We start from the raw sequence: 14,310 nt of genomic DNA on the forward strand, positions 1-14,310 counted from the left end.
CAAAAAACATACAGATAGCAAAAAGCCAGTTTATAAAAACTGGCTTTTTGCTATAACACAATGCGCTAAAACGATTATTTTAGGTATATTGAGTTTCCTGTTATTGCTTTGACTGTCTATTCGCTTGATAACGACGATAACCTGTCAGCCCTAATAGCCCAAGAAGACTCAACCAACCCAATGAACCACCGCCACTAACCCGTGGGCTTCCTGGCGCAGTACCTGAGTTTTTCAAAGTAACGGTAGCCGCTTCAACACTACTATTTTCAGGAGTAGAAATTTTTCCATCCGCATCATACACATAATAGGTAAATTTATAACTAAATGGATCAAGTGTATTTCTAAGTTGGATATGGATTTTGCCACCATAGCAGGTATATTTATTATCGCTACCAGGACAAGGCCCACTACGATCCGCGGTAATGACCACAGGATCGATATTTGTTCCAATTCGGATTGGCAATTCAACCCCATCTGTATTGACATAAAATTTTGGTTTATTTGGCTTCTCTGTTAACGCAGCTGCATTACCATCACCATCATCATTTGCATATTGCAGTAGATCTACATCAATCGCTTTGGTTGAGCCTTGTTCAATATTAAATGTTGCATCTTTAGCAATAGGTGCAATATTGGTAAAGCTTCCAATGATATAGGCTGAAGAGCTAATGCTTTGATCTGTCTTTAACTCTAGTTTATAGCTACAGAATTCATTGTCACCTGATGGTGTAACATTGTCATCTATACGCCATAACATAATTCTCTTTAAGTCTTTATTCCATACACAATCGAATTTTGGCTCTTTTTTACCTACAAATTGTTTCTTATCATTTAATACTCCGACACCAAGTGGTTCTACAATCACATTATAATTGTCCGCACTTAAATGTTTTACCACCCGAACATCTTTACCAGTAGCATCTTTGGTTATAATTTCCGCAGGCAAGTTGGCTACAAAAGGATCGACAAAGATCGTGCGATATTTCTGGTCTGATTTGGTGTATTTGATTAAATTACTATACAACTCTGATTGGATTTTATAAAAAGGAATATATTCTTGTTTGGTCGCTGGATCTGCAATCAACTTATTATAATTATCCAATATGTTTTGATAAGAATTAAGTGCCACAACAACCGAAGTATTACTTGCACTCAGGTTATTGGCAGTGAGACGTAAAACCTCTGTCGAGCCAATATCACATGAGTTTGCCACATCATTGGGACCATTTGAGTTCTCCGCAATCACGCGTGTAACACCACGCTGATCAACGCCACTACAGCCCGTATAACCAACATCAACCAAGTCTTTGTCTGTGCCTAAGTTTATAGGGAAATACATCGGCATAAAGCCTGTAGATTCACTTGGTGGTTCTATCTTATTTAAAATAGTTGTGAATGCAATATTACTCACATCAAATGTATGATCTTTATCCTCTTTCCTTACTTCATCTGCAACCTCACATTGATCATTACCCGCAGTCAGCTTTAAGGCGTTATAAGTAAGCACAACACCCGAACCTTCAACTTTGCTTACATCACCATTTGCATAACGACAAGATTTTCCATCATTATTATAAGCCAATATATTATTGCTTAATACTTTTATCCCATTGTATCCATACAATAATGTTGCCCAAGCATTATTATTGACAATGGTATTACTGATCAGTGATAAAGAAGAAATATCACTAAAATTAACTTTTCCTTGTGGTGTCAATTGGCTAAATTGAATGATACGACCTTGACTTGCACTTGCGATATTGTCAGTAATCGTATTTGCAGTAAAGGTCACTGCAGGTTGCCCACAAAAATTAAGCATACTTAAACTATCTGCAGCACCATTGCCAATAAATGTTACCCCACTCACGGCGATATTACGTTTGGTAAACTCTAAATTATCAGCACAGGTCATTCCAAGTACACTGCCCAGTTCCGCTTTATTGGTCTGGAATACACCATAATTTATGGTCAGAGAACTTGAAACATCATTTAAATAAATTGCCCCACCTGCTTTCGCATTGGAATCTATAATATTTACATTATTTAAGGTGAGTGCACCGCCAGCATAAATTGCTCCACCCACATTATTATTGCTGTCATTTAAACTCGAGCCATTTTTTAAAATTACATCATTCAGCGTTAGACTCGGCTTATTTTCATAAATGGTATTGAAAATACGTGAATTTCCTTGACCTGAAATTGTAGTTTTTAATGGGGTTGCAGCAGGGAAATTATTGGTCAATACATCTGGGCGACTATAATCACCTGGTTCTTTACCAATGATAGAAACATCTGAGTTGGGTCTTAATTCTTTAGTCAGCTTATATTCACCTGCTTCCAACTGAATTACATTGGGTACTGTTGAATAAACCTGTCCTGCACTACAGCCACCATAAGCTTTATGTGTGGCAGCGGCGTGTAATGCTTCTCTTAATGAACACTTGTCAGGATTTGTCCCATCCTCATCATCAAAGGTGGTTACATAAATCGTTTTATCTTCTGCCGCCATCAAAGACATGGTCGACAATACAACAAGTGTCAGAAATCCTTTTTTATAATTTTTCATGTGCAATCCTTTACTTATACTTGATCCGTCGATAGCCAGCTAAACCAATCAGTCCAATGATTGAAAGAAATCCTAAACTTCCACCAGAGGTCTTTACTTTATAGTTTTTAAAATCATCTGGCTTTCTTTGTACAATTCGTGCAGGAATCGTAATATAAGGATTATCCGATTTATTAAAACTTGTGGTCGATGTCACCACATTAATTTTAAATTCATCAGAACCTTGCCATTGACCGTTCGGTGTATACACAATATCACCTGCCTGATTTATCGTCATGGTGCCTTTAGATGGTGTATTGGTTTGAATAATCTTTAAACAACCTATTTGCCAAGGCTTACCATTATCATCCAATTCGCGATTAAAAATTTGTTTACACTTTTCAGCACTAACAAGTTCACCATCTTGTAATTGATCAGAAATTGAAAATTTAGCTGTTTCACCATATAAAATATCTTGCCCTACGGTCGAAATGTTTCCAAGATCAATCACCAGTTCAATCGCACCACGATCACATAATTCTGAATTGGAATTTCTCTGTTTACTTCGCTGATCAAGAGTCGAACAAGCTGTTATTTTATCTTGAGGTTCTGGACCGTGATTAATAATCACAGAATCTTCAGCCGAGTTATAACTTGGTAAAATTCTTGGTAAAAAATAACCTAAGGCTACACTCGGTGACTCAGCAAATGGGCATAAAATCCCATTAGTACTAAAGTCACATTTTCCTTCTGTGGTACTTCCAGCAATCAGTTGCGCATTACCCAATGCTGTCGCTTTAAAACCATTGCATCCTGAAGAATAGAGGTTATTGCTGATCTGTTCTGCTTCACCACCAGACACAATCGTACAATCTTGTGTACCATTTTTGGCAATAATACTATTTGCGACAAAACCTTTCTTTTGAGGGGCGTCTACAATAAGGCCCATACTATTGAGGATCATGGTGATATTGTTGAGCTGCATAGCATCGTAGACTTTAACCACATAGCCTTTATTGTTAAAAATCGTACTATTTTCAATCCCATAGGGCGCAGTAGAGCCAAAGGCTTTTAATGCATCTTCAGAAAATTGATTTTTTGTTTCAAAATTTGAACTTGTAGCATCAGTAACCTCATTATCTCGAATCAATGATTGTGTGATAACAAATGCAGGTAATTCGGTATAAATTACACCACCTTTTTCTGCTTTATTGCCTTTGATTAAGGTCTTGTTAATACCAACGATACTTAATGAAGTATTCGCTGCATAAATACCTGCGTTATAGATTGCACCACCTTCTTCAGCATGACCATCTAAAAGCTGGCTATTACTTATCCCCAATGCTTCTTTGTTATAGATCAGACCGCCTTGCTTAGCACATACATCTTGGCCACAGCCTTTCAGGGTAATTTCATCAAATGAAACTTTCAGCATTGCAGGTGGTGTCTCTGCTTTCTCATCTATATCTTTTTCGATCTGAAATAAACGTTCTTTTCCAACCATTTTAATAATGGCATTGTTTTTACCTACAAGCGTTTGTGTATTATTTACGTTACTTTCATAGGTCGAACCAAATGCGACATCCTTTAATATTCGGATTTGCTTATTCAGTGAATACTCTTTATTGCCTTGTAATATAATTTTTGCAGTCACCTCTTTGCCGCCACCACAACCATTATAGCCAGCTTCAGGCATTCCCTGATTGACGTATTCAACTGCTTCTCTTAATGAACACTGATTATCAGCTTTTACAATATCGTCTGTGGTAGTCACAGTAATATTTGCACTAAATGCCTGACCAGTAATACATAATAATCCTAAGCCTATGCCCCGTTTGAGCATTATAGTCTCCTTGATTTCTTTTAATTATTTCTTATTAGCCAGCATTACGCTTTGCTATCAGTCCTTTTTGCGTACTTTGTCACACACAATAAAAATTCTCAAGAATTTTCATCGGCCGATCTATTGACTTCACTTCTTGTGTTACGCGCACTCAACAATAGTAAAAATCAACTATTGTCGATATTCATCAATCAATGCATAGAGCTGTCTTAAAGTTGCATGAGATAATTTCGTCTTCTCACCCTTTAATAACTTTTCTAGCTGTTCAACAGACTGAAGTAGTGTACTCGTTTGATGTGGCCCATGTAATAGCAAATATTCCGTTATTTGTGGGTCAAAATGTACACCCCGACGTTCCAACACAGAATGCAATAAAGCATGTCGATCTGCATAGGACTGTCCACTCGGTACTTTTACACTGACTGCCTGAGTAAGGCGAGATTGTAGGTCTGGTAATTCTAGCTTTAATTCTATCGGCGCAAATCGTGATGAAAACACCAACTGTCCGCCATCTTCGTTATTGTTATTAATCAGATGAAATACTGCTTTTTGCCAATGTGGTACACCACTAATGGCCTCGATATCATCCAAGGCAACCAAATCATAGCTTTCTAATGAGGTAATTGCCTCGATGGGCGCATCAAGTAATTCTAACAACGATACTTTAATCGCAGATTTGCCAATCTCTAAATAAGAATCGCAAATCGCCGTGAGTAAATGACTTTTTCCAGTTCCAGCACCACCATAGATGTAGAAACGATTCATCAGCCCTGCATGAAGCTGACGCACAGCATCAATTACAGGTCCCCAACCTGGCCCAGAAAAATCACTAATTCTGGCATCCAGTTGTGGTTCTATATCCAACTGTAATTGACGCATATATTCAAATCATTCCTAAAGTGGATTTTGATCATTTTTAATCGATTGATCAGTATCTTGCGTGTTTTTAACTTCAATATCAAGATCAACTTTGTCGCTTTCGACTGAAATTGTTTCAGTAGTGCCATTATTTTGTATGGTCACTAAAGTATCTTCTGCTTTAAAGAACTGACTTTCTTGATATAAATCTTTGAGATGCTTGAGTAAAACCACGATAACAGCTGCAACTGGCAGTGCGATCAACATCCCGACAAAGCCACCCAACTGAGCCCCCGCAAGTACTGCAAATACCACAGCTACAGGAGATAAACCAATTTTATCGCCCAATAAGAACGGTTGAAGAATATATCCTTCGATGAGCTGCCCTACACCAAATACAGCCAGAACCATTAATAAATGTTTTGGATCTAAGCCGAACTGGAAAAAACAGGCAATCACTGCCGCAATAATTCCGACACCAAAGCCAAGATATGGAATGATACTGCACAGCCCCGCAATCATACCAATAATTAATCCGACCTCTAAACCCACCAACTGCAAGCCTACGGCATAGACGATTCCCAATAAAATCATCACAAGGAACTGTCCTTTGACAAAAGCTCCCAAAACACTATGACATTCACCAACAATTTTAAGTACATTGCTTTCATATTGACGAGGAATAAAACTTTTTAAGTGTTCCAACATCCGCTTCCAATCAAGCAAGAAATAGAATGCAATAATTGGAATTAAAACAATTGTTCCGCCGATCGAAATAAAACTCAGTCCAGATTGGGCAATTTTTAAAGCCATCGCTTGGATACTGTCCGCACTATAGTTGGTCTGAACATACTCCATTACTACTTTAGAAATTTGGTCTGTATCCAATTCCATATGTTCAACATTGAAATTGTTGGATAACCACGGTAGGAAAGTAGAATTCACCCAATGGATTCCCGCAGGAATACTGTCACGGGCATAAATTAATTGTTTCCAAACCAAGGGCACAACAAACCATATTGCCCAAGTCAGTAACACGCCTATTCCAATAAAGACCACCGAAATAGAGAGCCACCTTGGTAAAACTTTTGACAGCTTATCCACCACTGGACTAAATAAATAGGCAACCAGAAAAGCCGCAACAAAAGGAATCACTACAGGTTTTAATAAATATAAAATCCATAAAACTAAAGCAATTCCAGCAAGGATAAAAATTCGTTTTAAAGTCCGATCGTGCATCGAATCACGCCTTTTTCAAATTTATTCGTTATGGAGGGGAAAATATTTTCATAAAGATAGCATTTTAGTGCAGAAATAACATAAGAGTTTCGTATATTCGGGTATAATCCCCGCGCGAATGCGGAGACTTCAATTATGAGCAACTCAACTTCTACCCCAAACACTGGTTTAAGCTATAAAGACGCTGGTGTCGATATTGAAGCGGGCGACGCACTTGTCGATCGAATCAAATCTGTCGCTAAACGTACAACACGCCCTGAAGTAATGGGTGGTTTAGGCGGCTTCGGCGCACTTTGCAGAATCCCTAAAGGTTATGAAGAACCTGTTCTTGTATCTGGTACAGATGGTGTCGGTACAAAATTACGTTTAGCATTGAACTTAAATCGTCATGACACGATTGGTCAAGACTTGGTTGCAATGTGTGTAAACGATCTTCTTGTATGTGGTGCTGAACCTCTATTCTTCCTCGATTATTACGCAACTGGACATTTAAATGTTGATGTTGCTGCAAATGTTGTGACGGGTATTGGTAAAGGTTGTGAGCTTGCAGGCTGCGCATTGGTCGGTGGTGAAACTGCTGAAATGCCTGGAATGTATGAAGGTGAAGACTATGACCTCGCAGGCTTCTCTGTGGGTGTGGTTGAAGCAAGCAAAATCATTGATGGTACCAAAGTAAAAGCAGGTGATGTTCTTATCGGCTTAGCCTCATCTGGTGCACACTCAAACGGTTACTCTTTACTTCGTAAAATCTTAGACGTGAAAAACGTCGATTTAACTCAAATTGTAGATGGTCGTCCGCTTGCAGATGTTGCAATGGAACCAACACGTATCTATGTAAAACCAGTACTTGAACTGTGCAAACAAGTTGATGTCCATGCAATGGCACACATCACAGGCGGCGGTTTACCTGGTAATTTACCTCGCGTACTTCCAAATGGTGCTCAAGCGGTGATTAATGAATCGTCTTGGCAATGGCCTGAATTGTTCAAACTTTTACAACGTGAAGGTGCTGTAGAACAATTTGAAATGTACCGTACATTTAACTGTGGTGTGGGTATGGTCATCGCAGTTGATGCTGCTGATGCTGACAAAACTATTGAAGTTTTGACTGCTCAAGGCGAAAAAGCATGGACAATTGGTCATATTCAAGAAAATGCGGCTTCTATTGAAGGCGCAGATGAAAAAATTCGTGTGATTTTTGCATAAGTCTCTCACATGATTAAAATTGCTGTACTTGTCTCAGGCAGTGGAAGTAACCTTCAAGCCTTGATTGATGCCAATCTTTCAGGGCAAATCGTGGGGGTCATTTCCAATAAACCTGAAGCGTTTGCCTTAGAACGCGCTGCAAAAGCAGGCATTGCAACCACGGTGATTGAGCATAAACACTATCCTGATCGTGAAACTTTTGATGCTGTCATGCATCAACAATTACTGGATTGGGATGTTGATTTAGTCATTCTCGCTGGTTTTATGCGTATTCTCAGTGCCAAATTTGTCCAAGCATGGGAAGGGAAAATGGTCAACATCCACCCTTCACTATTGCCCTATTACAAAGGCATGCATACACATCAACGTGTTTTAAATACCGGTGATGTTTTACACGGGTGTACTGTGCATTATGTCACTGCTGAGTTAGATGCTGGACAAGCGTTGACTCAGGGTGTTTTAACAGTCGATCTACATGATAATGTGCAATCCCTTGCAGCACGTGTACATGTACTTGAGCATTTAATTTATCCTCAAGCAGTTGAGTGGATCTGTAATGGCACCATTCAACACTTGGCAAATGGTCAGGTCTTATATAAGGGACAAGCACTTAAACAGCCAATTCAATTTTGCCAGCTTTAAGTATTGCTTGATTTAAAATACTGTCGAAAAAAATGCATCCTCGGATGCATTTTTTATGGCTAAACGAAATTTTTTTGTGCAGTAACCTTATATAACAATAGGTTTATAGCAGCACAGTCGCTTGAACTGCTACGTTTGACATAAAAAGATTTGAATCAATTTATGGGAAAAACAGCTGACTTTTTAGCGCTAGGCCGTAATAAAAAACCTTTATTTAGCGAGAGGTACAACCTGCCACTCATTCAACGACTGATTAATGGGTATTAGATAAATTTTGTTGAATCAGCTTTTTAATTAATTCAACAGTTTCAACTGGATGCTCCAAAGGAAACATATGTCCTCCAGCCGTCAGGGTAAAAGGAATATTAAATTTCTTTTTGGCTATTTGTGGAAATTTACGTTTTAAAAAAGGACTCTCTGAACCAATCACCAAATTTACAGGAACTTGCGGTTGTGGATGCGGTAACCACCAATAAGAAGGACCTGTTCTAAAAATTGCAACTTCAACATCTTTAGGAATAGTCAAAGTTACGCCTCCACGAACATGGTCTTCTGTTAGCGCATAATCGATATAAGCCTGAAAACAATCTGCATCAAAATGTTGATAAAACCCCTTTGGACGTAACAACTCTGCGGCTTGTTGACGTGATTCCCAATGATCTCGACGGCGTATGCTGAGATGCGCTGGTGTCATTGCATCGATTTTTTGAGGATAAAATTTCTTTGCAAGATTAAAAATAAAGGAGGCGGTCCCCATAATCAAAGGAGGATCCAATAAAATCGCTTGTTCAAATAAATCTGGACGCTTAAATGAGGCTAAAAAAGTTGCCACAGCGCCTAATGAATGACCTAAACCAATTACTTTACGTCCATTAGACTGTTGCACAATACTATCAATCACTTGATCTGCAAAATTCGACCAATTGTTATCAATAGGATACCGTTGATCTGTACCCAATAAAGAAACATAAATCACATCATATTGATCTTTCAGTAAATCAAACAGTTTGGTATAGACTTGAGATGGCACACCATTGGCATGGGCAAAATGAATAACAGGTTTCATGTGAGATAGGCTAACCATGTCTTGCTTTACACTCTAAATATGATGAATTGAAAATACTGTAGCTGATAAATAGGATTCAGTTAAACATTTTAAGTGAACTCCGTGCTCTTGTTTTGCACTTAGCGATGCCACTCAAATGAATTAAACAGGTTTAAAGCAGTTATAAAGGCTTAAGGTAACAAGAAAATAGAGCTTTAAGATTGTGTTTGGCTTAATTTTTCTTTTTTTCATACACTTTGTTTTACTTCATAGAGGTTGGATCAGTAAACAGCAATGCTACCGCTATATTACTGTTTACTGATCCATAAAACCTAGACTATTGCATTTTCACATCTTGGTTCATACCCAGTTTTTGGCTCACAGCTTCACCTAAGCCATTCCCCATTTCTGAACCTAAACGGCCTAGAACGGAGTCAAATGGGCTACGCTCAACTGTATAATTGACTGTCTTTTTCACTTTTAATTCGCGTTTCAATGTTTCGATATTTCCTGCTTTATCTGCGATACCCAATTTAATGGCTTGGTCACCTGTCCAGAATAAGCCAGAGAAGATCGCTGGATCTTTCGATTTCAGCTTTTCACCACGGCCTTTTTTCACAGCATCGATAAAGTGATCATGAACATTGTCCAATAAAGCTTGAATATGCGCACGTTGTTCTGGATTAATCGGCTTGGTCATACTGAGTATGTCTTTATTACTTCCCGAAGTCATGGTACGGTCTTCAACACCTAATTTTTGGGCTAAACCATTTACACCATAGTTCGGCATAATTACACCGATTGACCCCACCAAACTCGATGGATTTACCCAAATTTCATCTGCTGCTGATGCAATATAGTACGCACCTGAAGCACCCATATCACCAATCACAGCATAGACTTTTTTCTCTGGATTCTGTTTTTTAAGATACTGAATCTCTTGCCAAATATCATCAGACTGAACTGGTGATCCACCAGGTGAATTCACATTCAATACAACAGCTTTGGCAGACTTTGCTTCAAAGGCTTTCTTTAATGATTTAATCGTATCAGTACTATTTACGCCTTGACTGCTTGAATCAATCGTACCAACAATATTGACGACGCCTAAATGATTCTCTGAGGTTATTGTTGCATCGTCTGAACCAGATAATGAACAACTCTTACCCAGTGCAACTAAGACAAACAGAATATAAAGAAAAGTGAGTATTTTAAAGAAGATCCCCCAACGACGAGTACGACGTTGCTCTTCAACTGAAGCAAGAACAGCTTTCTCTAAGATCTTCCATTCCTGTCCTGTAGGCTGTTGACCCGCAGAGGAATTCAAATTTGTATTGTCATTTTGAGGTTTCGGCGGCCAATCTGACATTTATACCATCCAAATTAATTATTCATGCTTCATTATATACACGGAATCCGTATAATCTATTTAATCATTACGATTTAACTTATAATAATTTGCTAAATCTCACCATTACTTAACTTCTGCATTAATTTTAGATCCAGATGACTGATAAACATAAGACTACAACTTCGCGACTCCTCAATTTTTTCAGCCGACTGCCGATCCCAATCGCGCGTTTTATCGCGCGTATTTTGGCAGGACTGGTCAATTTATTACATATCACAAAAACATCTGAAACCATTCGTCTAAATATTGAAATTTGTTTTCCAGATCTTGATAAACCTAAACGCGAGAAAATTACAGAACAGGCGATTCGTAACGAACTCCAATCTTATATGGAGTTCTTTACGGTTTGGGGGAGTTCCAATCAAAAAAATATCGATTGTATTCATCATGTTGAAGGTGAACACTATTTTCATGAGGCCATTGCTGAAAAAAAAGGGCTGGTATTGATCGTGCCTCATTTCGGTACATGGGAAATTATGAATGCATGGTTTGCCCAATATACCCAAATGACCATTATGTATGAACCGATTAAGGATGAAAGTGCGGATCATTTTGTACGTGCAGCACGAAGTCGTGAAAATGCCACATTGGTTCCAACAGATGAGTCTGGGGTACGACAAATATTTAGGGCGTTAAAACAAGGTGGTACAACCGTGATTTTGCCTGACCATTCACCTCACCAAGGTGGAGAACTGATTAAATATTTTGGGATTCCACTCTCTTCGAGTAATTTAAGTGCCAAACTGATCCAAAAGACCAAATCCAAAGCACTTTTCTTATATGCGATCAGAAATGACCATCAGGGTTTTGATATGGTGGTTCAGCCGATTGATGAAAAGATCTATCAGGTCGATGCCAATCAAGGTACGCATATCATTTACACTGCGCTGGAAAAATTAATCTGCCAATATCCAGAACACTACCACTGGAGTTATAAACGCTTTAAAGCTCATCCAAAACTCAAACAAATTTATAATGTACCCAATAAAGAAGCGATGGAAATGGTCACTTCAGTCCGCAATGATGCGATCACTGAAAGTGAGCCACTTTAAAGTTTGGCGATAACCAGTCACCTCCATCTGCCCTTGCGGATTTAGCTTAAATTGAATAGAACCTTGTTCAATCGTGGTTTTGACTGGAATGTTCAACACGTCTAACCGTTTCAATACAATTGGATGTGGATGGCCATAACGGTTGGCATATCCAGCCGATACAATCGCAAGTTTAGGTTGTAACTGCTTTAAAAAGGCATAAGAAGAACTATTTTTACTGCCATGATGACCCAGTACTAAGACATCGACCTTTAAATCGGGATATTGTGTTAACAGATTAAATTCTGTTTCCCATCCTGCATCCCCCATCAATAAAAAGTTTTGATATGACTTTGACTGAGGGACTTGGATATAGATCACACAAGACAGTTCATTTCGATCATAGGCAGCTTTACTTAGGCTATTTTTATCAGGTGCCAAGACGGAAATTCGAACATCTTCATATTGCCAATATTGTCCTTGATGGCAATAGTCAAAGTCATGCAGGTTAAAACGTGCATCTGTTTCATTTGAATAGACTTTGTTCATTTTGATCACTTTCTCTATTTCTGCAAATGCACCACTATGGTCTTGATCTAAATGCGTCAAAACCACCTGATCCAATTGGGCAATCCCTTGTCGCATCAGATATGGAATGATGACATTTTTGCCGATACTAAATCTTGCTTCATCAAATGAACCGCCTGTATCAATCAGCATTTTATGTTGGGGTAGGTTTAAAAAAATGGCCTGCCCTTGCCCAACATCTATGATATCTAGTTGAAATATTGCAGAACTCTTATGCGAGATCACTAAGGGGATTAAACAGAGTATTGCCCAAAATTTTGGCAGCACACCTTTGGGCAAAAATAAAATAAACACAGCCAAAGCAATGCAAACAATTTCTAGAGAAGTAAACGCCCACCAATTCAATTTAAAATTGAGTAGCTGATCTAATCTTTCCAGTAGGTACAGCAACATAGACAATAAAAGATCAGAAATCGTGAAAAGCCATAATCCCAAAGGTTCAAACAGCATACTTATACATGCGGCTAAAACTTCAATGGGAACAATCAGTGCACCGATCATTGGAATTGCAAGCAAATTGCTCAAGGGTGTAATCCACGAAAATTGTTGAAAAATCCACAGCACCATTGGCAGTAATGCAATAAATATTTTCCATTGTGAATCAATCAATACCCGTATAAATAGCTTAGTCTTGGTCTTCCATGTCTCTACAGTTGGGAGAGCATGTTGTTGAACCGTTTGATAGACGCGAATCAAAATAAAACATGAACCAAAGGACAGCCAGAAAGCAGAAGATAAGATACTAAAAGGATCAAGCAGTAATAAAATACTGGCCGTCAATAATAAATGTTTAAGTGGTTGAATTTTTTGCTTGAATAAAATAATAACGCTTAGAATTGAGACTGTTAGCATGGTTCTTAATGCAGGAATTTCAAAACCAACAAAAGCACTATAAAACACCACACAGGCTAAAAATGGATAAACCAATAAATAAGGTTGTGGAATATTCAAAAAAATCTGTGGATAAACTTTTTTAATGCTTGAGTTAAATAAAAAGCAAAACAATATTGCAAAAATTAATACGTGCGGCCCAGAGATTGCAAGTAAATGGGAAATACCCATGGTCTTAAACAGGTCTTGAGTTTCATTTGCCAAGAGACTTTCATCCCCTGTCAATAATGCGAGGACTAAGCCCTTATTTTTTAATGAAGAAGCGGCAATTAAATCGCGAAACTTTAAACGTAATTTCTCGATACTAAGTTGAATTCTATATCGCACGCTATTTTGTTGCTCAACAAAGCTGCTATAGCCCAATTGCTTCACTTGATCTTCATCGATATGTTCAACTGACTGGGGCTTGAATACAGCCAGAATATTTTCTTGTAGAAACCATTTTTCTTTATCAAACACCCCTGCTACAGCATAACCATGAATCGGTTTGATGTGCCCTGTGACCCGATAATATTGCCCCAGCAGGATCATTTCAGACTGTGAGCCATCCAGATACATCAACATTTGTCTGACTTTGTTGGGTTCGAGTAGCAATACTTTTTGTTGGATACGCTGTTGAGCTTTTGACAATTGAGTATTGGAGGATGAGTCTGTTTGCTTAATGCTATTTATGTTAGAAATATAAATAATTTTTTCAATTTGATGAGGTGGTGTATCACGTAAACTTAATCTTTTTTCGAGTGCGGAATCTGCATAATAAAAACCAAAGAGACCACTTGATATCCCCACTACACTAAGAGAAACCAACTTAAATACAACAGAATTGATCAAGCTATAGTTTAAGCATCGACATACACATAACACTAGGCTTAATGCTAAGCTGATCCAAATCAAGAGATTTAAATAAGCGGGTGAATAATATCCCATAAACGAGATACCCAATATCCATCCGATTAAAGCAATGTACATATACATAGTTTTTCTATTTATTGTTTTCAGTGTTTATTTATT

General features: G+C 38.2%; 10 protein-coding genes. 3 read left to right on the plus strand and 7 right to left on the minus strand.

Features of this window, described 5'->3' with window-relative positions; translation table 11 throughout:
• Positions 1-100: 100 nt before the first annotated feature.
• From ACQ7EO_RS14450 to cxpE, 4 genes are all read right to left on the minus strand, one after another.
• Complete coding sequence (locus ACQ7EO_RS14450; RefSeq protein ID WP_434277802.1) at positions 101-2,566, minus strand: CSLREA domain-containing protein; 2,466 nt, start codon at positions 2,564-2,566, stop codon at positions 101-103.
• 10 nt (positions 2,567-2,576) lie between these two features.
• Positions 2,577-4,388, minus strand: a complete 1,812-nt coding sequence (gene rbtA, locus ACQ7EO_RS14455; RefSeq protein ID WP_239046034.1) for a rhombotarget A — start codon at positions 4,386-4,388, stop codon at positions 2,577-2,579.
• A 171-nt stretch (positions 4,389-4,559) separates the two neighbouring features.
• Positions 4,560-5,267 carry a DnaA regulatory inactivator Hda gene (hda, locus tag ACQ7EO_RS14460; RefSeq protein WP_004721759.1) on the minus strand — a complete coding sequence of 236 codons (708 nt, stop codon included), beginning with the start codon at positions 5,265-5,267 and terminating at the stop codon, positions 4,560-4,562.
• Positions 5,268-5,282: 15 nt separating this feature from the next.
• Positions 5,283-6,485, minus strand: a complete 1,203-nt coding sequence (gene cxpE / locus ACQ7EO_RS14465) for a chloramphenicol efflux transporter CxpE (RefSeq protein ID WP_004721760.1) — start codon at positions 6,483-6,485, stop codon at positions 5,283-5,285.
• Positions 6,486-6,620: 135 nt separating this feature from the next.
• On the opposite strand from cxpE, the gene purM reads away from it, so the two are divergent.
• Together purM and purN are read left to right on the plus strand one after the other, a co-directional pair.
• Complete coding sequence (gene purM / locus ACQ7EO_RS14470) at positions 6,621-7,691, plus strand: phosphoribosylformylglycinamidine cyclo-ligase (protein WP_004721761.1); 1,071 nt, start codon at positions 6,621-6,623, stop codon at positions 7,689-7,691.
• A 9-nt stretch (positions 7,692-7,700) separates the two neighbouring features.
• A complete protein-coding gene (gene purN / locus ACQ7EO_RS14475; RefSeq protein WP_434277803.1) occupies positions 7,701-8,333 on the plus strand; it encodes a phosphoribosylglycinamide formyltransferase in 633 nt (210 codons plus the stop codon).
• 253 nt (positions 8,334-8,586) lie between these two features.
• Here purN and ACQ7EO_RS14480 read toward each other — a convergent pair whose 3' ends face one another.
• Entirely contained in the window at positions 8,587-9,399 is an 813-nt protein-coding gene (locus tag ACQ7EO_RS14480) for an alpha/beta fold hydrolase (RefSeq protein WP_016539044.1), read from the minus strand.
• 316 nt (positions 9,400-9,715) lie between these two features.
• Positions 9,716-10,747 (minus strand): signal peptide peptidase SppA, encoded by a 1,032-nt coding sequence (sppA, locus tag ACQ7EO_RS14485; protein ID WP_034613188.1) that lies wholly within the window; start codon positions 10,745-10,747, stop codon positions 9,716-9,718.
• Between the two features lie 137 nt (positions 10,748-10,884).
• Here sppA and ACQ7EO_RS14490 point away from each other — a divergent pair, with 137 nt between their 5' ends.
• On the plus strand, positions 10,885-11,841 hold the full coding sequence (locus tag ACQ7EO_RS14490) for a lysophospholipid acyltransferase family protein (RefSeq protein ID WP_434277806.1): 957 nt from the start codon (positions 10,885-10,887) through the stop codon (positions 11,839-11,841).
• Here the strand turns inward: ACQ7EO_RS14490 and ACQ7EO_RS14495 are convergent.
• On the minus strand, positions 11,800-14,274 hold the full coding sequence (locus tag ACQ7EO_RS14495) for a DNA internalization-related competence protein ComEC/Rec2 (RefSeq protein WP_434277808.1): 2,475 nt from the start codon (positions 14,272-14,274) through the stop codon (positions 11,800-11,802). The genes ACQ7EO_RS14490 and ACQ7EO_RS14495 overlap by 42 nt on opposite strands.
• Between the last annotated feature and the right edge of the window lie 36 nt (positions 14,275-14,310).

It is taken from the genome of Acinetobacter sp. CE-15 (assembly GCF_051059255.1).
GTDB classification, from domain to species: domain Bacteria; phylum Pseudomonadota; class Gammaproteobacteria; order Pseudomonadales; family Moraxellaceae; genus Acinetobacter; species Acinetobacter guillouiae.

Excerpts from the sequence above, each read along its gene's own strand:
- ACQ7EO_RS14450 (WP_434277802.1), bottom strand. The coding sequence starts at position 2,566 with ATGAAAAATTATAAAAAAGGATTTCTGACACTTGTTGTATTGTCGACC.
- rbtA (WP_239046034.1), bottom strand. The coding sequence starts at position 4,388 with ATGCTCAAACGGGGCATAGGCTTAGGATTATTATGTATTACTGGTCAG.
- hda (WP_004721759.1), bottom strand. The coding sequence starts at position 5,267 with ATGCGTCAATTACAGTTGGATATAGAACCACAACTGGATGCCAGAATT.
- cxpE (WP_004721760.1), bottom strand. The coding sequence starts at position 6,485 with ATGCACGATCGGACTTTAAAACGAATTTTTATCCTTGCTGGAATTGCT.
- purM (WP_004721761.1), top strand. The coding sequence starts at position 6,621 with ATGAGCAACTCAACTTCTACCCCAAACACTGGTTTAAGCTATAAAGAC.
- purN (WP_434277803.1), top strand. The coding sequence starts at position 7,701 with ATGATTAAAATTGCTGTACTTGTCTCAGGCAGTGGAAGTAACCTTCAA.
- ACQ7EO_RS14480 (WP_016539044.1), bottom strand. The coding sequence starts at position 9,399 with ATGAAACCTGTTATTCATTTTGCCCATGCCAATGGTGTGCCATCTCAA.
- sppA (WP_034613188.1), bottom strand. The coding sequence starts at position 10,747 with ATGTCAGATTGGCCGCCGAAACCTCAAAATGACAATACAAATTTGAAT.
- ACQ7EO_RS14490 (WP_434277806.1), top strand. The coding sequence starts at position 10,885 with ATGACTGATAAACATAAGACTACAACTTCGCGACTCCTCAATTTTTTC.
- ACQ7EO_RS14495 (WP_434277808.1), bottom strand. The coding sequence starts at position 14,274 with ATGTATATGTACATTGCTTTAATCGGATGGATATTGGGTATCTCGTTT.